16 protein-coding genes are annotated in these 16,543 nt (G+C 69.5%); 10 read left to right on the top strand and 6 right to left on the bottom strand.

Annotated features, from left to right (window positions below; all coding sequences use genetic code 11):
• The gene (locus ACSMFO_RS19360; protein ID WP_436459986.1) at positions 1 to 564 is read right to left on the bottom strand and encodes a DinB family protein; all 564 of its coding nucleotides are present in this window, start codon (positions 562 to 564) and stop codon (positions 1 to 3) included.
• Between the two features lie 77 nt (positions 565 to 641).
• Here ACSMFO_RS19360 and ACSMFO_RS19355 point away from each other — a divergent pair, with 77 nt between their 5' ends.
• Together ACSMFO_RS19355 and ACSMFO_RS19350 are read left to right on the top strand one after the other, a co-directional pair.
• The gene (locus ACSMFO_RS19355; protein ID WP_436459985.1) at positions 642 to 2,348 is read left to right on the top strand and encodes a GMC family oxidoreductase N-terminal domain-containing protein; all 1,707 of its coding nucleotides are present in this window, start codon (positions 642 to 644) and stop codon (positions 2,346 to 2,348) included.
• Between the two features lie 9 nt (positions 2,349 to 2,357).
• On the top strand, positions 2,358 to 3,080 hold the full coding sequence (locus ACSMFO_RS19350) for a maleylpyruvate isomerase N-terminal domain-containing protein (protein ID WP_436459983.1): 723 nt from the start codon (positions 2,358 to 2,360) through the stop codon (positions 3,078 to 3,080).
• Between the two features lie 18 nt (positions 3,081 to 3,098).
• On the opposite strand, the gene ACSMFO_RS19345 is transcribed toward ACSMFO_RS19350, so the two are convergent.
• A complete protein-coding gene (locus tag ACSMFO_RS19345) occupies positions 3,099 to 4,082 on the bottom strand; it encodes an ABC transporter substrate-binding protein (protein ID WP_436459981.1) in 984 nt (327 codons plus the stop codon).
• Positions 4,083 to 4,135: 53 nt separating this feature from the next.
• On the opposite strand from ACSMFO_RS19345, the gene ACSMFO_RS19340 reads away from it, so the two are divergent.
• Genes ACSMFO_RS19340 through ACSMFO_RS19325 form a run of 4 tightly spaced genes read left to right on the top strand, consistent with a single transcriptional unit; the run spans position 4,136 to position 8,466 of the window.
• A complete protein-coding gene (locus ACSMFO_RS19340) occupies positions 4,136 to 5,143 on the top strand; it encodes a FecCD family ABC transporter permease (protein ID WP_051972690.1) in 1,008 nt (335 codons plus the stop codon).
• Entirely contained in the window at positions 5,140 to 6,198 is a 1,059-nt protein-coding gene (locus ACSMFO_RS19335) for a FecCD family ABC transporter permease (protein ID WP_436459978.1), read from the top strand. The genes ACSMFO_RS19340 and ACSMFO_RS19335 overlap by 4 nt, the downstream gene beginning before the upstream one ends.
• Positions 6,195 to 6,989, top strand: coding sequence for an ABC transporter ATP-binding protein (locus tag ACSMFO_RS19330; protein WP_360128964.1), 795 nt, complete (start codon positions 6,195 to 6,197; stop codon positions 6,987 to 6,989). The genes ACSMFO_RS19335 and ACSMFO_RS19330 overlap by 4 nt, the downstream gene beginning before the upstream one ends.
• Positions 6,990 to 7,026: 37 nt before the next feature.
• Positions 7,027 to 8,466 carry an FAD-binding oxidoreductase gene (locus ACSMFO_RS19325; RefSeq protein ID WP_436459976.1) on the top strand — a complete coding sequence of 480 codons (1,440 nt, stop codon included), beginning with the start codon at positions 7,027 to 7,029 and terminating at the stop codon, positions 8,464 to 8,466.
• Here ACSMFO_RS19325 and ACSMFO_RS19320 read toward each other — a convergent pair.
• Both ACSMFO_RS19320 and ACSMFO_RS19315 read right to left on the bottom strand, forming a co-directional pair.
• A complete protein-coding gene (locus ACSMFO_RS19320; RefSeq protein ID WP_436459974.1) occupies positions 8,463 to 9,908 on the bottom strand; it encodes an aldehyde dehydrogenase family protein in 1,446 nt (481 codons plus the stop codon). The genes ACSMFO_RS19325 and ACSMFO_RS19320 overlap by 4 nt on opposite strands.
• A gap of 35 nt (positions 9,909 to 9,943) precedes the next feature.
• Positions 9,944 to 10,474: a DinB family protein gene (locus ACSMFO_RS19315; protein WP_436459973.1), complete on the bottom strand. Its 531-nt coding sequence runs from the start codon at positions 10,472 to 10,474 to the stop codon at positions 9,944 to 9,946.
• Between the two features lie 126 nt (positions 10,475 to 10,600).
• Between ACSMFO_RS19315 and guaA the strand changes: the two genes are divergently transcribed.
• The gene (gene guaA, locus ACSMFO_RS19310) at positions 10,601 to 12,157 is read left to right on the top strand and encodes a glutamine-hydrolyzing GMP synthase (RefSeq protein WP_038519664.1); all 1,557 of its coding nucleotides are present in this window, start codon (positions 10,601 to 10,603) and stop codon (positions 12,155 to 12,157) included.
• A gap of 296 nt (positions 12,158 to 12,453) precedes the next feature.
• On the opposite strand, the gene ACSMFO_RS19305 is transcribed toward guaA, so the two are convergent.
• Positions 12,454 to 12,696, bottom strand: a complete 243-nt coding sequence (locus ACSMFO_RS19305; RefSeq protein ID WP_038519661.1) for a hypothetical protein — start codon at positions 12,694 to 12,696, stop codon at positions 12,454 to 12,456.
• Entirely contained in the window at positions 12,689 to 13,960 is a 1,272-nt protein-coding gene (locus tag ACSMFO_RS19300; RefSeq protein WP_436459970.1) for a PspC domain-containing protein, read from the bottom strand. The genes ACSMFO_RS19305 and ACSMFO_RS19300 overlap by 8 nt, the downstream gene beginning before the upstream one ends.
• A 111-nt stretch (positions 13,961 to 14,071) precedes the next feature.
• On the opposite strand from ACSMFO_RS19300, the gene ACSMFO_RS19295 reads away from it, so the two are divergent.
• From ACSMFO_RS19295 to ACSMFO_RS19285, 3 genes are read left to right on the top strand one after another with little or no spacing between them, the layout of a single operon-like run.
• Positions 14,072 to 15,427 carry an ATP-binding protein gene (locus ACSMFO_RS19295; protein ID WP_038519655.1) on the top strand — a complete coding sequence of 452 codons (1,356 nt, stop codon included), beginning with the start codon at positions 14,072 to 14,074 and terminating at the stop codon, positions 15,425 to 15,427.
• A gap of 7 nt (positions 15,428 to 15,434) precedes the next feature.
• Positions 15,435 to 16,142 (top strand): response regulator, encoded by a 708-nt coding sequence (locus ACSMFO_RS19290; RefSeq protein WP_085939730.1) that lies wholly within the window; start codon positions 15,435 to 15,437, stop codon positions 16,140 to 16,142.
• Positions 16,143 to 16,517: a DUF4345 domain-containing protein gene (locus tag ACSMFO_RS19285; protein ID WP_436459968.1), complete on the top strand. Its 375-nt coding sequence runs from the start codon at positions 16,143 to 16,145 to the stop codon at positions 16,515 to 16,517. It begins immediately after the preceding gene.
• The last annotated feature ends 26 nt before the right edge of the window (positions 16,518 to 16,543 follow it).

The following is a 16,543-nucleotide window of genomic DNA, read 5'->3' as shown; positions in this document are numbered from 1 at the left end:
CTAAAGGCGCTCTGAGGCCGCCCGGGCGGCGCGGGTGATTTCGGAATGGCGGGATTTCCAGAAGGCAGGGTCCTTGGTGGGGGCAAGGTCGACGGAGCCGTCCAGGTGCTCTCGCAGGATGTCCGCGTGGCCGGCGTGCCGGCTGGTTTCGGTGAGCATGTGGACGAGGATGTTGAACAGCATCACGTCGGGACTCGGCCACCACGGCACGCGTCCGGGCGCATCGATGGGAAGCGCGGCGATCGTCGCGTCGGAGTGCTCCCAGACGCGCCGATAGCGGCCGATGATCTCCTCGAGGGTTTCGTGCTCGGTCGCCCACAGGTCGGTCCCGCGCTCAGGGATCACCCCGGGGAACGGTCGATCGAAAACCTCGCCGAAGTACCGGGCCTCCCATGCCGCCAGGTGCTTGACCAGGCCGAGAAGGTTGGTCCCCGTCGAAGTCAGCGGACGCCGGACGTCGTACTCGGAAAGCCCGTCGAGCTTCCGGAGCATCGCCTCCCGGATCTCTCGCAGGTCACTGTGCAGGTATTCCTTCGCGAAATCGTCGATCACGTGTCCGAGCATGCACCATCCGAGTGGAAGGTAACCGGCGAGTAACTTACCTCTGGTCAGAAGGGGTGGCCGGAGTTACAGTCGAGGGTGTGACTGCGAGTAACACCACCACTGAAGACGACTTCGACTACGACGTGATCGTCGTCGGCTCCGGGTTCGGCGGCAGTGTCGCCGCCCTGCGCCTGACCGAGAAGGGCTACCGCGTCGCCGTCATCGAGGCGGGGCGCCGCTTCGCCGACGACGAGTTCGCGAAGACGTCCTGGGACCTTCGCCGCTACGTCTGGGCGCCTCAGGTCGGCTGCTACGGCATCCAGCGCATCCACATGCTCAAGGACGTCATGGTGCTCGCCGGCGCGGGCGTCGGCGGCGGCTCGCTGGTCTACGCGAACACGCTGTACCGCCCGCTGAAGCCGTTCTACGTGGACCCGCAGTGGTCCCACATCACCGACTGGGAGTCCGAGCTCGGCCCGCATTATGACCAGGCCAGCCGGATGCTGGGCGTCGTCACCAACCCCAGCGTCACGCCGTCCGACGTCGTCATGAAGGGCGTCGCCGAGGACATGGGCGTGCCGGAGTCGTACCACCCGACGCCCGTCGGCGTGTACTTCGGCAAGCCGGGGGAGCGCGCCGAGGACCCGTACTTCGGCGGCGCGGGTCCGGCGCGCACCGGCTGCACCGAATGCGGCGCCTGTATGACCGGCTGCCGCGTCGGCGCCAAGAACACGCTGGTCAAGAACTACCTCTACCTCGCGGAGAAGGACGGCGCGCAGGTCATCCCCCTCACCACCGTGAGCGCGATTAGCCCGCTAAACGCAGGTGGGTACGAGGTGAGCATCAAGAAGACCGGGACCACCTCGCGCAAGTTCCGGCACAAGCTCACCGCGGGGCAGGTGGTGCTCGCGGCCGGCACGTGGGGCACGCAGAACCTGCTCCACAGCATGCGCGACACGGCCAAGCTGCCGAAGCTCTCGCCGCGTCTCGGCGAACTGACCCGCACGAACTCCGAGGCCATCATCGGCGCCGCCCGCACGTCGGTCGACGAGGAGCGGAACTTCAGCCGCGGCGTCGCGATCACGTCGTCGATCCACCCCGACGACAACACGCATATCGAGCCCGTCCGCTACGGCAAGGGCAGCAACGCGATGAGCCTGCTCCAGACCATCGCCACCGAAGGCGACTCGGCGGTCCCGCGCTGGCGTCAGGCCGTGAACTTCATGGTCAAGCACCCGGTCCAGACCGTGAAGCTGCTCAACGGCTACCGCTGGAGCGAGCGCACGGTGATCCTGTTGGTGATGCAGAGCCTCGACAACTCCATCACCACGTACACCAAACGCGGGCTCTTCGGACGCCGCAAGTACACGTCCAAGCAGGGCCACGGCGAGCCGAACCCCAGCTTCATCCCCGCCGGGCACGAGGCCAACCTCCGCACCGCCGAGCGTATCGGCGGCATGGCGGGCGGCACGTGGGGCGAGATCTTCGACATCCCGCTGACGGCGCATTTCATCGGCGGCGCCCCGATCGGCACGACGGCCGACAACGGCGTGATCGACCCATACCACCGGGTCTTCAACTATCCCGGGCTGTCCATTGTGGATGGTTCGGCGATCACGGCCAACCTCGGCGTGAACCCCTCGCTGACCATCACCGCGCAGGCCGAGCGGGCCTTCTCGTTCTGGCCCAACAAGGGCGAAAAGGACAGCAGGCCGTCGCAGGACTCGCCGTACGCGCGGCTCGAACCGATCGCGCCGAAGAATCCCGCGGTTCCGGCGGCCGCGCCGGCGGCGCTTCGGCGCTAGGTTGGGGGTGTGACAGCCTCCGAACGCGCACACGCGTTGCTGAACCGCGTCCGCGCCCTTCACGAAGAATGGGCGCGCGTAGTTGGACAGATGGACGAGGAGGCCGTGCGCGGCCCCAGCGCGTTGCCCGGCTGGACACGAGCGCATCTGCTGTCCCATCTCGCGCGGAACGCCGACGGCCTGGTCAACCTGCTCACTTGGGCGAAATCGGGTGTCGAGACGCCGATGTACGCCGGTGAGGCGGCCAGGGACCACGACATCGAGAAGGGTGCGTACCGGTCCGTCGAGGAGATCGCCGAAGACGTCGTCGGCTCCGCCGCTCGCCTGGTCGAGGTCGCGGAGAGCCTGCCGGACGACGCCTGGTGGGTCCGGGTGCGAGCCAGGCAGGGTCGGGAAATCTCGGCGGAGTTCGTGCTCTGGCTCCGGCTCTCCGAGACCGCGATCCATCTCGCCGATCTCGACGTCGGTTACGACTTCGCCTGCGTCGCCGAGTTGCTCGGCGACGAGTTCGACACCGTTGTCGGCAACGCCATCGGGATGTACGGCGGCGAGCTGCCGGCCGTGCTCCTGATCGCCGCCGAGGACGACGGGTACCGCCACGAGTGGCGGATGAGCGAAGGGGAACTGACGACGCTGACCGGGACCCGTGGCGACGTGCTGGCCTGGGTCACCGGCCGCAGTGATGGATCCACTTTGGACGGTACCGCGCCGCCACTGCCGCATTGGCTGTGACGGCGCGTCCACAAAGGACTAAGCGCGGAACGAGTCCACGCCGAACTGCTTCGCGATGTCGTCCAGCATGGCGTGCGCGCCCTGCAGGCTGACCGACGTGAACCACGTGGTGTCGTTGACGTCGATCACCTTTCCCTTGAGGGTGCCCCAAAGCGGGTTCGACTGGAACTTCGTCTTCGGGCTTTCGGCCTGCTTCGTCTCGTCGGTGTAGCTGGCGACGAAGATCGCTTCGGCGTCGAGTTTCCCGATCTCTTCCTGGCTCAGGTCGTTCGAGATCTTCGCCTTGTTGTCCGGCTGCCCGGCGGGCCGCTGGAACCCGGCGTCCGCCATCACGGTCCCGGGGAACGACGCGCTGCTGTAGAGCCGCACGGTCGGCTCCCCTTCGACGAAGCGGACCACCGACACGGCGGCGGGCTTGCCGAGCTTGGCCTTGATCGCGTCGCCGACCTTGCGGGCCCGCTCCTCGTAGGCCTTGATCTTCTGCTCCGCCAAGGCTTCCTTGCCCAGCGCCTTGCCGAGCATCCGGATGTTGTCCTTCCAGGTGGCGCCGGTGGTCTGGCTGAACACCGTGGGCGCGACCTTGCCGAACTCGGCATAGAACTTCTCGTGACGCACCTTCGCCGAAACGATCAGATCCGGCTTGATGTCGTACAGCTGCTCGATGTCCGGGCTTTCGAGCGCGCCGATCTCCTTGGCGCCCTCGGCGTACTTGCGGTCGTCGCCAAGGTAGTCCGGCAGCTTGTCGTAGTTGCGATATTTGGTGTACGCCACGACCTTCGTCTCGAGCGCCAGCGTCGCGTCGACGTAGCTGGAGTCCAGCGCGGCGACGGTGGTGGGCTGCTTGTCGATCGTGGTCGACCCCATCACGTGTTCGACGGTGCGCGGGAATCCACTTTGGCCGGTGCCGGCGGAGGCGGATTCCTGCGCCCCGCCACCGCATGCGGAGAGTGCCAGGCAGGCGGTCACGGCGAAGGCGACGGCTGCGCGCCGGGGTGGGGTCATGGGTCACTCTTTCTGTGCGGTTAGGCTTTCCTAACCGGAGCATAGGATGGCGGATGTCCACAGTGGAAGTTCGTGTTGGAAAGGCGACAGCGGGAGCCCTGCTCCTCACTCTTCTGGCTGTGATCTGCGTCGCGAGCGTCGCCCTCGGTGCGCGTTCGATTCCCTTGGGTGTGGTTTGGGACGCGATCTTCCATCCCGCGGGTGTGCCGGATCACCTGATCGTCCGTTCGTTGCGGGTGCCGCGCACGCTGCTCGGTGTCCTGGCGGGACTCGCGCTCGGCGCGGCCGGGGCGCTCATGCAGGGACACACCCGTAATCCGCTCGCGGACCCCGGTCTGCTCGGCGTCACCCAGGGCGCGGCGTTCGCGGTGGTGCTCGCCGTCGTCGTGCTGGGCATCGACGACCTCTACGCGTTCATCTGGTTCGGCTTCGCGGGGGCTCTCGTCGCGAGCGCCGTCGTGTTCCTGCTCGGCGCCGTCGGCGGCCGCGGCGCCACACCGGTGACGCTCGCGCTGGCGGGAGCCGCCGTGAGCGCCCTGCTCAACGGCGTCATCTCCGCGATCGTCCTCGGCGACGACCGCGGGATGGAGACGTACCGCTTCTGGCACGTGGGTTCGATCGCGGGCCGGGATCCCGCGATGATCGGCCAGATCGCCCCTTTCGTGGCCGCGGGCCTGCTCCTCGCGGTGATCAACACCCCGGGGATGAACACGCTCGCGCTCGGTGACGACGTCGCCGTCGCGCTCGGGCGGCGGGTCGGCCGGACACGGTTGCTCGGGGTCGCGGCGATCACGCTGCTGACCGGCGCCGCCGTCGCCGCCTGCGGGCCGATCGCGTTCCTGGGCCTGCTCGTCCCGCATTTCGCGCGGGCGATCAGCGGACCCGATTACCGCTGGCTGGTGCCGTTCTCGGCGGTGCTCGGCGCGATCCTGCTGCTCGCCGCGGACCTCCTCGGCCGCGTCGTCGCCTCGGACAGCCTGGAGGTCGGCATCATGCTGGCGGTGCTCGGTGTGCCGGTGTTCGTCCACCTCGTCCGCAAGAAGGGCCTGGCACGGATATGACGGCTCCCAAGGTGATCTCGCTCGGCCCGGCGGCCTGGACGGTCCGGCCGAGGACGCTCACCGTCGTGCTCTTCGCGGCGATCGCGCTGGTACTGGTCGCGGCGTTGAACATCGGCATCGGCACCTCCCACATCGGCCTCGGCGACGTCCTGAAGACGCTGTTCGGCGGTGGCACCGCGCGGGAACGCGGGATCATCTTCGACCTGCGGATGCCGCGGACGCTGACCGCGATCGGCGTCGGCGCCGCCCTCGGCCTTTCGGGTGCGCTGTTCCAGACCATCGCCCGGAATCCGCTGGCCAGCCCGGACATCCTCGGGATCACCTGGGGTGCGGGTGTCGGCGCGGTCGGCGTGATCGTCGCCGGCGGCACGGCCGGCCAGGTCAGCGGCCTGGCGAGCACGCTGGGCGTCCCGCTCGCCGGGCTGGCGGGCGGCGTGATCGCGGGGATCCTGCTGTACGCGCTTTCGTGGCGGCGCGGGATCGACGGCTATCGGCTCGTCCTGATCGGTATCGCGCTGTCCGCCGTCGGTTACAACCTCGTGTACTGGCTGCTGACCGTCGGAGACGTCGACAACGCCGCGCGCGCGACCACGTGGATCGTGGGCAGCCTCGCCGACGTCGGCTGGGAATCGGTCGGCCCGGTCCTGCTCGCGCTGGCCGTGCTCGCGCCGGTCACGCTGATCGCCGGGCACACCATCGGCGGGCTGCAGTTCGGTGACGACACCGCGCGCGGTCTCGGCATCCGGGTCGACGCGGCGCGGGGTTCCCTGCTGCTGCTCGCCGCGGCACTGGCCGCCGTCGCCACCGCGGCCGCCGGGCCCATCACCTTCGTCGCGCTGGCCACCCCGCAGATCGCCTTGAGGCTGGTCCGCTCGGCGCAGCCGCCACTGTTCGGATCGATGCTCCTCGGCGCGCTGCTGACCGTCGGCGCGGATTTCGTGGTGCGCGTGACACCGGTCCTGTCCGGGCTCCCGGTCGGCGTGCTGACGGCGATCCTCGGTGCGCCCTACCTGATCTTCCTGTTCATCCGCAGCCGTAAGGAGGAGCGCGCGTGAACGCCAGACTGCGTGCCCGGGAGCTGGAACTCGGTTACGGCGAAACGCCCGTCGTGACCGAGCTCGACCTTGACGTCCTCGACGGGACCGTCACCGCGATCATCGGCCCCAACGGCTGCGGAAAGTCCACTTTGCTGCGTGCGCTGGCGAGGTTGCTCAAGCCACGCCAGGGCGCGGTCCTGCTGGACGGCGAGCGGATCGACAAGCTGCCGACCCGTGAGGTCGCCAAGATCATCGGCCTGTTGCCGCAGACGCCGTCCGCTCCCGAAGGGCTGACCGTCTCCGATCTGGTCCGGCGCGGGCGGCATCCGCACCAGAGCTGGTACCGGCAGTGGTCGTCCTCCGACGACGAGGCGATCGAGCGGGCGCTGCGGCTGACCGGGATGGACGAGTACGCGGGCCGGGTCGTCGACCAGCTTTCCGGCGGGCAGCGGCAGCGGGCGTGGATCTCGATGACGCTGGCCCAGGAGACCGGGCTGCTCCTGCTCGACGAGCCGATCACCTACCTCGACCTCGCGCACCAGATCGACGTGCTGGACCTGGTGTACCGGCTGCACAAGGAACGCGGGACCACCGTGGTGATGGTGCTGCACGATCTGAACCTCGCCGCCAGGTACGCGGACAAGCTGGTCGCGATGCGCGACGGCCGGATCGTCGCGCAGGGCCCGCCCGCGGAGGTCCTCACGGAACCGCTCCTCGACGAGATCTTCGGCCTGTCGGCGAAGGTCATGGAGGATCCGGTGTCCGGTACGCCGCTGGTCGTGCCGGTGAGCGCACACCTTCGGGCGTAGCGTCGCAACCTGCCCGTCCGCTACGCGTCTAACGGGCATGGAGAGAAGGGCGTTCCTCAAACTCGCCGGTGCGACCGTGGCCGGAGTGGCCGCGACGGCGTGCTCGGCCGCGCCTCCCGCGCAGGCGCCCAGTTCCGCGCCCGGGACGTCGCTGCCGCCGAGCACCGGTGTCACACCGCCGTCCGGCCCGCCGGACTGGGCGGCGCTGCGGAACAAGATCTCCCTTCTTCTGCCCGGGGATTCCGGCTACGACAACGCCAAACGCGTGTTCAATCCGGCTTTCGACGGGCTCAAGCCCGCCGCGATCGCGAAATGCGTCAAACCCGAGGACGTGCAGGAAGCGGTTTCCGCCGCGGCACGGCGGGTTCCGATCGCCGCTCGTAGTGGTGGCCACAGTTACGCCGGCTACTCGGTTCCCGACGGTGGCCTGATGATCGACCTCGGCGGAATGTCCTCAGTGGACGTCCAAGGTGAACAGGTCGTGATCGGCGCGGGCGCGAAACTGAAGAACGTCTACGCGACGCTAGGCGGCGCGGGGCGTTGCCTGCCCGCGGGTTCCTGTCCCAGCGTCGGGATCGCCGGGTTGACGCTCGGCGGCGGAATCGGCGTCCTCGCCCGGAAATACGGTCTCACCTGTGATCACTTGGTGTCCGCGCAAGTGGTCACGGCGGACGGGAAGCTTCGGACGGTGTCGGCGGATTCCGAACCCGATCTGTTCTGGGCGTTGCGCGGTGGGGGAGGCGGCAACTTCGGGATCGTCACCTCGTTCACCTTTCGCACCGACCCGGCGCCTTCGGCTGTTTCGGTGTTCTCCTTGCGATTCCCGGCCGGGAGCGCGAACGACGTGCTCGCCGAGTGGCAGCGGTGGCTTCCCCAAGCGCCGCCGGAGTTGTGGGCGAACGTCGTGCTGTCCGGGGGATCGCCGGTCGGCGCGCGCATCGCCGGTTGCTACGTCGGCGATTCCGCCTCCTTGGGTAAGCTGCTGGACGGATTCCCCGGTGCGACGCGTTCGGTAAAGCAGCTCGACTATCTCGGCGCGATGAAGTACTTCTCCGGCAGCGAAAGCCGACAGTCCTTTGTGGCGTCATCGCGAATACTCGAAGAACCGGCCGATCCCGCGAAGCTGACGTCCGTGCTCAAGGGCAGGCGCGGAATGGATCTCCTGGTCGACGGTCTCGGCGGTGCCGTCGCCGACGTCGCACCGGACGCCACCGCGTTCTGGCACCGGAAAGCGATCGGCAGTGTGCAGATCTACAGCCAGGCGGACACGCGTAACCGTTCCGCGGCAACGGATTCCGTCGCGGAAGTGGTGACGGGGCTCGGGCTGGGCGGGGGCTACGTCAACTACATCGACCCCGCCCTGCCCGACTGGATGACGGCGTACTACGGCGGCAATGCCACCCGCCTCAAGCAGGTGGCCAAAACCTACGACCCGGACAAGGTCTTCGGGTTCGCGCAGGCCGTCACTCCGGATTAGAGGTCGATGCCGGTGAAGACGGTGACCCGTTCCTCGGTGAGGTCGTTCATCGCGGCGAGAACGCCTTCCCTGCCGACGCCCGATCCCTTCACGCCGCCGTACGGCATCTGGTCCGCTCGGTAGGACGGGACGTCGCCGATGATCACGCCGCCGACTTCGAGTTCTGTCGAGGCGTAGAAGGCGAGATGGACGTCGCGGGTGAACACGCCGGCCTGCAAGCCGTAGGCGGATTCGTTGACCGACGCGAAAGCCTCGTCGACACCGTCCACAATGGACACCGCGAGCACCGGGCCGAAGATCTCTTCCGCCCAGGCCTTTGTGGACGGTGGGACGTCGGTGAGCACGGTCGGCTCCACCGTGGCTCCGTCACGCTTGCCGCCGGTGAGGATCTTCGCGCCCGCGGCGACGGCTTCGTCGATCCAGGCCACGATCCGCTCCGCGGCCGCCTCGTCGACGACCGGGCCCACATCGGTGTTCTTGTCGTACGGGTCGCCGGTGCGCTGGGCCTTCACGGCTCCCACCAAGGCGGGCACGAACTCTTCGGCGACCTCGCGTTCGACGATGACGCGTTGCACGGCGATACAGGACTGCCCGGCCTGGTAGTTGCCGAAGGTCGCGATCCGCTCCGCCGCGCCCTCGGGATCCGGCCAGTCGCGCAGCACGACGGCGGCCGCGTTGCCGCCGAGTTCGAGCACGACGTGCTTGCGCGGCGCGGCGTCCGCGATCGACCAGCCGACCGGACCCGAACCGGTGAACGACACGACCGGCAGCCGGGGATCCGCGACCAGCGCCGACGTCTCCTCGTTGCCGAGCGGCAGCACCGAGAACGCGCCCTCCGGCAGGTCGGTCTCGGCCAGGATCTCGCCGAGGATCAGCGCGGCCAGCGGCGTCCGCGGCGCGGGTTTGACGATGATGGGCGCGCCGACCGCGAGCGACGGCGCGACCTTGTGCGCCACCAGGTTCAGCGGGAAGTTGAACGGCGCGATCCCCAGCACCGGGCCGCGGGGGACACGGCGGGTGAGCGCCAGCCTGCCTTCGCCCGCCGGGTCGGTGTCCAGCCGCTGCAGATCACCGCTGAACCGGCGGGCCTCCTCGGCGGCGATCCGGAACACCGACACCGCGCGCCGCACCTCGGCCTCGGCCCACTTGAGCGGCTTGCCGTTCTCGGCGGTGATGACCTCGGCGATCTCCTCGGCCCGGCCCGCGATGACCCGCGAAACGTGGTCGAGCGCCGCGGCGCGGCTGTGCGCCGAAGAACGCCGGAACTCCTTCGCGACACTCGCCGCCGCGCTCACCGCTCGCTCGACCTGATCAGGGCCGGGCACCGCGACGGTGGCGACTTCGCTTCCGTCGAAGGGGTGATGCACGGTGAGCGTCGAAGCGCCCTGCTCGGGGCGTCCGGCGATCCAGGCGGGGCGCGGCTCCGGGGTGATCATGTCCATGGGTGACAAGGTATTCCAGGATCGCGTTTAGCGGGCTAAACGCGACGCGTGTAGAGGTCGCGCAGTAGGAGGATTTCGGCGCCGTGGTGGATGGCCTCCCGGTTGATATGCAGGACGAGGGCCGCGAAGGGGTACTCCGCGTACGGGCCCTCAGCCTCGCCGCAGGGGCGTTCGAGGCCTTCGGCGGTGAGGGCGCGGACGCCGTCACGCCAGCGCGCGTAGGCGTCGTCGAGCTGCTCCAGCGCTTCTTTGGCGGAGGCTGCGTAGGGGAAGGTCTGATAGTCGACGGGCGGGCCGTCGAAGTGCGACGCGGTCCGCATCCCGAAGACGCCGACGATGATGTGCGCGAGGCGCCAGGCGATGGTCGTGACCGGCGGCGGGGACGGCTCCGGATACGCCCAGTCGATCGTGACGTCGCCGTTCTCGCCCGGCCTCACCGTCCAGCAGTCCTCGACGGGTTCCCAGAGGTATTCGTCGTCGGTGAGGGTGCCCAGCCGAGGGCGCAGGTGGTTCGTCCAGTGCCAGTCGAGCTGTTCGGAGAGTTCCTTGCTCCAGTCGATGCCCATGTCCCGGACGCTAGGCCGCGTCGCGGTCATCCGCTGTCCTGAATCGTGAGGGGGTTGGCGGCGGGGTGACCGGGCCCACCTGGGACGATGGTGGGGAAGCGTACTGCTCTGATCTGGAGGTTTCAGGTGCCCAGTCCCACCGGTCCGGTACTCGTCGTGGACTTCGGGGCGCAGTACGCGCAACTGATCGCGCGCCGCGTGCGTGAGGCGCAGGTCTACTCCGAGGTCGTCCCGCACACCGCCACCGCCGAGGACATCCTCGCCAAGGACCCTTCCGCGATCATCCTTTCCGGTGGTCCTTCCAGCGTGTACGCGGAGAACGCGCCCGCCCTCGCCCCCGGGCTGGTCGACGCGGGCGTGCCGATCCTCGGCATCTGCTACGGCCACCAGGTGCTCGCGCAGGCTCTCGGCGGCACCGTCGAGCCGACCGGGATCCGCGAGTTCGGCCGCACCGAGGTCCGCGTCGCCGGCGAGGGGGGTGTCCTGCACGCCGGTCTCCCGAGCAACCAGCCCGCGTGGATGAGCCACAACGACAGCGTCACCAAGGCCCCCGAGGGCGCCACCGTGACCGCTTCGAGTGACGGCGCCGCCGTCGCCGGGTTCGAAGACGTCGAGCGCCGCTTCGCCGGCGTCCAGTACCACCCCGAGGTGCACCACTCGCCGCACGGCCAGGAGGTGCTCCGCCGCTTCCTGCATGACATCGCGGGCATCAAGCCGCAATGGACGACGTCGTCGATCGTCGACGACCAGGTCAAGCGCATCGCCGAGCAGGTCGGCGACGGCCGGGCGATCTGCGGGCTGTCCGGCGGCGTCGACTCCGCCGTGGCCGCCGCGCTGGTCCAGCGGGCCATCGGTGACCGGCTGACCTGCGTGTTCGTCGACCACGGTCTGCTGCGCTCGGGCGAGCGCACCCAGGTCGAACGCGATTTCGTCGCCGCGACCGGGGTCAACCTGGTGACCGTCGACGCGCGCGACCGGTTCCTCGACGCGCTGGCCGGGGTCACCGACCCCGAGGAGAAGCGCAAGATCATCGGCCGCGAGTTCATCCGCGTGTTCGAGCAGGCCGAGCGCGACCTCAAGGCCGAGGGCGACTACAAGTTCCTGGTCCAGGGCACGCTGTACCCGGACGTCGTCGAGTCCGGCGGCGGTGAGGGCGCGGCGAACATCAAGAGCCACCACAACGTCGGCGGGCTGCCCGACGACCTGCAGTTCGAACTCGTCGAGCCGCTGCGACTGCTGTTCAAGGACGAGGTGCGGCGCGTCGGGCTGGAGCTCGGGCTGCCGGAGACGATCGTGCAGCGGCAGCCGTTCCCGGGCCCGGGGCTCGGCATCCGGATCATCGGCGCCGTCGACGCCGAGCGGCTCGAGACGCTGCGCGCGGCGGACGCCATCGCGCGCGAGGAGCTCACGGCGGCCGGGCTCGACGGCGAGATCTGGCAGTGCCCGGTGGTGCTGCTGGCCGACGTCCGCAGCGTCGGTGTCCAGGGCGACGGGCGGACCTACGGGCACCCGATCGTGCTGCGGCCGGTGTCGTCCGAGGACGCGATGACCGCGGACTGGACGCGGCTGCCGTACGAGGTCCTGGAGCGGATCTCGACCCGCATCACCAACGAGGTCGCCGAGGTGAACCGGGTGGTCCTGGACGTCACGTCCAAGCCGCCGGGCACCATCGAGTGGGAGTGACCGCACCTCTTCCGACCTGCGTTTCGCGGGCTAATCGCGATCTGTCCGTCCTGGGGGCACCCAGGCGACCGGATCGCGTTTAGCCCGCGAACTGCGTTCTGGGGCCTGGGGCACCCGCCGCGGCCCGGATCGCGATTAGGGGGCGAAACGCAGGTCGGCGGGGGTGTGCACCTTGGCGACGCCGGATCGCGTTTAGCCCGCGAAACGCAGGTCGGCGCGGGAGGGGGGCGGAGCAAGGCGAAGGCCCCGGCGAGGGGCCGGGGCCTTCGGAGTGGGGTGGAGCGTCAGCGGCGCCGCTAGCGGCGGCTCTTGCGCAGCGAAGCGGCGAGTAGCAGGACGCCGACGAAGATCGCCCCGCCCGCCATGATCCACCGGAAGTCGAACTGCGGGAGCCACGTGGAGCCGTCCGAGAGGACGTAACCCGACACCAGCAGCGTCGCGATCCCGACGATCAGGGTGATGACGTCCACCCCGCGCTTCGCCGGCTGAGCCGCCTGGGTCTGCGTGCTGTCGTAGTTGTCGTAGTCGTACTCAGCCACGACGCACCTCCACGTTCCCGACCCCGTTCTCGACCTTCACAGTGATCTTCTGCCCGTTGGACCCCGGCGAGGTGAAGTCGATGACTTCCTCGCCCACCCCCGAGCGGGACTGGCCGAGGCAGTCGATGTCCCCCGCGCCCGTCTCGCACGAGACCTTCACTTCGGCTCCCGCCGGCACGAGCACCGTCGAGTTGCCCGCACCGTTGGACACCTTCGTGGTCACCGAAGCGCCCGCCGGCAGCTTGGTCAGGTCGACGTCGATGTTCCCCGCCGAGCGGTGGTACTCCGGCAGCACCTCGGACACCTGGACGGGTGTCGCCGTCAGGTCGCCGACGCCGCCTTTGACCGAGAAGTTCTCGAACGGCACCGTGGTCAGCGCCATCCCGACGATCGCCAGCGGCACCGCGAGCCCGATCAGGCCGCGACCGCCTCGCACGAACGAACCGGCCACCAGCCCGATACCGACCACGGCCAGGGTGAGCCCGACGACGTGCTGCATGGTGAACCACGGCTCACCGTCCAGGGCGAGGACGGTGCCGACCCCGCCGACCAGCACGGCGATCCCGAAGGTCGCGGCGCCGATCTTCGACTTGCGGCGACGGGGCATCGGCGGTGCGGGGGGCGGAGGAGGGGTCTGCGGCGGCATGCCGCCGGACGGCGAGGCATTCGGCAGATCCCAAGCGGACGGGTCGGCCGCGAGCGGGTCCCAGCCGCCCTCGGTCGCCGTCGAAGCGGAGGCGGCCGACGCCGACGCCATCGAGAACGCGGCGGCGGGCTGAGCCGGGGTGGGCATCGACGGCCGGTTGAACTGACCGCGGTTGCGGTGCAGCAGGTACAACGCGACGGCCATCAGCGCGAAACCGATCAGCCCGGTGCCGTCGGTCATCCAGCCGCCGCTCAAGGTCCAGGTGAGACCGGGGAACAGCAGGATCAGCAGCAGCACCGCGAACGCCGGCGAACTCGACGCGCGACCCCGGCCGATCAGACCCTCGAACGCGGAAACGCGGTCGCCTTCCTGCGGCAGGAACAGCCAGCCCAGCAGATAGACGAAGACGCCGAATCCGCCGAACACCGTCGCGGCGACCAGCGCGACACGGACCACGGTCGGGTCGATGCCGTACCGGTAGCCGATGCCCGCGGCGACGCCGGCGAACTTGCGGCCGTGTACCGGCCGGACCGGCCTGCTCCGCCAGAAATCCTTGACGGTCTCCTCGAAGCCGGCCGCGGGGCCGCGCTTCGGAACCTGTGTCTCACTCCCACTCATGCCACAAAGAATGCGCCCCGGCCGGCCCTCGCCACATCCGGGAACTCCCCTGAGGTTTCCCCCAGCGGGAAGAGTCAGGGGTTTCCCCGATGGATCAGTATCCCACTCCGTGTGACCATGGAGAACGTGCAGGAATCCGCCCCCAACGACCTCGCCGGACAGGTGAAGCCGACGATCATCGAGCGCACTCCGGTGCCCGTTCCCGGCAGCCTGTCCCCGGCACCGTTCGAGCCGCCCAAGATGTATCGCCGCCGTTCCGGCCGCGCCATCGCGGGCGTCGCCGGCGGCCTCGCCGACCACCTCGGCGTCAAGGTGCTCTGGGTCCGGATCGCGTTCGCGTTGCTGGCCGCCCTGAACGGCGTTGGCCTGCTCGCCTACGGCCTGCTCTGGGTGTTCGTCCAGCAGCGATCCGGCGAGGCCGAGCCGGAGAAGTCCGCGCCGAAGGAGAAGCAGCAGGCCTTCGGGCTCATCGCGCTGGGTGTCGGCCTCGCCGTCGCCAGTGGCACGCTGACCGGCCTGATCAGCGGCTGGGTCGCCATCCCGCTGGCGCTGGCGATGATCGGCGCGGCCGTCGTCTGGCGCGAGGCCGACGAATCGCAGCGGCGGCGTTGGCGTATCAGCGCCAAGGGCGGGGTCGCCACGGCGTTCCTCGGCGGCGGGGGCTGGTCGGCGGCGATCCGCCTGGTCGCCGGTGTCGCGCTGGTGATGACCGGCATCGGCGTCGTCGTCCTGGAAAGCGGCAGCATCGACCAGGTCAAGTTCGCGCTGGTCGCCGTGATCGCGACGTTGTTCGGCGTCGCCGTGCTGACCGTCCCGTTCTGGCTGCGCCTGGTCCGCGACCTGTCCGACGAGCGCACCGCCCGCATCCGCACCGACGAACGCGCCGAGATCGCCGCGCATCTGCACGACTCGGTCCTCCAGACCCTCGCGCTGATCCAGAAACAGGCGGAATCGCCGCGCGAGGTCGCCAGGCTCGCGCGTGGTCAGGAACGCGAGCTGCGTGGCTGGTTGTACGGGCCGTCGGGGTACGGCAAGAGCAAGAAGACCGAGGAAGAGGCCGTCAGCGGTCAGCTGTCCGAAGTGCTCGCGGCCGCGTGCGGCGAGGTCGAGGACGCGTTCGCGATCTCGGTGCAGCAGGTCGTCGTGGGGGAGGCGACGCTGAACGAGCCGCTGACCGCGCTGGTCCAGGCGGCGCGCGAAGCGATCGTGAACGCCGCCAAGCACGCGGGCGTCGACGAGGTCAGCGTGTACGCCGAGGTCGAGCCGACAGCGGTCACCGTGTTCGTGCGCGACCGGGGCAAGGGGTTCGACCCCGACGTCGTGCCGAGCGACCGGCACGGTCTCGCCGATTCCATCCGGGGGCGGATGGAACGGCACGGCGGGAAGCTGAAACTGCGTACCGCACCGGGTGAAGGAACCGAGGTCCAGCTGGAGATGCCGGTCAAGGCGGGGAAGGGTGCGGCGTGAGGTCGCTATGCTCACGGGACAGGGCGAGCGAGGGAGCATCGTGACGGAGAACCAGCAGACGCGGGAGCCGGTCAAGGTCTTCCTCGTCGACGACCACGCGCTCTTCCGGGCGGGTGTGCGCACCGAATTGGACTCGATCACCGACGACGTCCGCGTGGTCGGTGAGGCGGGCTCGGTCGCCGAGGCGGTCGCGGGTATCGCCCGGACCAAACCGCAGGTCGTGCTGCTCGACGTGCACATGCCGGACGGTGGCGGCGCCGAGGTGCTGCGCCGGGTCCGGCCGGAACTGCCGGACGTCGTGTTCCTCGCGCTGTCGGTCTCCGACGCCGCGGAGGACGTGATCGCCGTGATCCGCGCGGGGGCGCGGGGGTATGTCACGAAGACGATCTCGTCGAAGGAGCTCGTGCGCGCCGTCGTGCGGGTCTCGGACGGGGACGCGGTGTTCTCGCCGCGGCTGGCCGGGTTCGTGCTCGACGCGTTCGCCGACCGGCCGGGTTCCGCGCCGATCAGCGACCCGGATCTCGACCTGCTGACCCCGCGGGAACGCGACGTGCTGCGGCTGCTCGCGCGCGGGTACGCGTACAAGGAGATCGCGTCGGAGCTGTTCATCTCGGTGAAGACCGTCGAGACCCACGTGTCGAGCGTCCTGCGGAAGACGCAGCTTTCGAACCGGTACGAGCTTTCGCGCTGGGCTTCCGACCGGCGTCTCGTCTAGGTGGCGCCTGTTCTCTTCGGCCTGGTGGCCGTGTTCTTCCTGGGCATGGGCCTGCTCGGGCTCGCCGCGCCGAAGCGGCTGATCCGGCCGTTCGGCATCTCGCTGGAGTCGGCGACGGCGAGGACCGAAGTGCGGGCCGTCTACGGCGGCTTCGGGGTGGCTGTCGCGGTGCTGCTCGGGTTCGCGGCTTTCGATGTCGGAGGGATCCAACGGGGTGTCGCGATCGCGGTGGCCGTCGCGCTCGCCGGGATGGCCTTCGGACGGCTGGTCGCGCGGTTCGCGGAACGGCCCGAGCGGTTCTATCCGAGCTGGCTCTATTTCTGGGTCGAGATCGTCCTCGCCGCCCTGCTCATCCTCGCGGCCCTGGCGCCCTGACCTGCGTTTCGCGGGCTAAACGCGAT

The organism is Amycolatopsis sp. w19 (genome assembly GCF_051373225.1).
In the GTDB taxonomy this organism is placed as follows: domain Bacteria; phylum Actinomycetota; class Actinomycetes; order Mycobacteriales; family Pseudonocardiaceae; genus Amycolatopsis; species Amycolatopsis japonica.
The sequence above is the reverse complement of the archived record's forward strand: the minus strand, read 5'-3'. Positions and strand labels throughout refer to the sequence as shown.

Excerpts from the sequence above, each read along its gene's own strand:
- ACSMFO_RS19360 (WP_436459986.1), bottom strand. The coding sequence starts at position 564 with ATGCTCGGACACGTGATCGACGATTTCGCGAAGGAATACCTGCACAGT.
- ACSMFO_RS19345 (WP_436459981.1), bottom strand. The coding sequence starts at position 4,082 with ATGACCCCACCCCGGCGCGCAGCCGTCGCCTTCGCCGTGACCGCCTGC.
- ACSMFO_RS19340 (WP_051972690.1), top strand. The coding sequence starts at position 4,136 with ATGTCCACAGTGGAAGTTCGTGTTGGAAAGGCGACAGCGGGAGCCCTG.
- ACSMFO_RS19335 (WP_436459978.1), top strand. The coding sequence starts at position 5,140 with ATGACGGCTCCCAAGGTGATCTCGCTCGGCCCGGCGGCCTGGACGGTC.
- ACSMFO_RS19325 (WP_436459976.1), top strand. The coding sequence starts at position 7,027 with ATGGAGAGAAGGGCGTTCCTCAAACTCGCCGGTGCGACCGTGGCCGGA.
- ACSMFO_RS19320 (WP_436459974.1), bottom strand. The coding sequence starts at position 9,908 with ATGGACATGATCACCCCGGAGCCGCGCCCCGCCTGGATCGCCGGACGC.
- ACSMFO_RS19315 (WP_436459973.1), bottom strand. The coding sequence starts at position 10,474 with ATGGGCATCGACTGGAGCAAGGAACTCTCCGAACAGCTCGACTGGCAC.
- ACSMFO_RS19300 (WP_436459970.1), bottom strand. The coding sequence starts at position 13,960 with ATGAGTGGGAGTGAGACACAGGTTCCGAAGCGCGGCCCCGCGGCCGGC.
- ACSMFO_RS19290 (WP_085939730.1), top strand. The coding sequence starts at position 15,435 with ATGCTCACGGGACAGGGCGAGCGAGGGAGCATCGTGACGGAGAACCAG.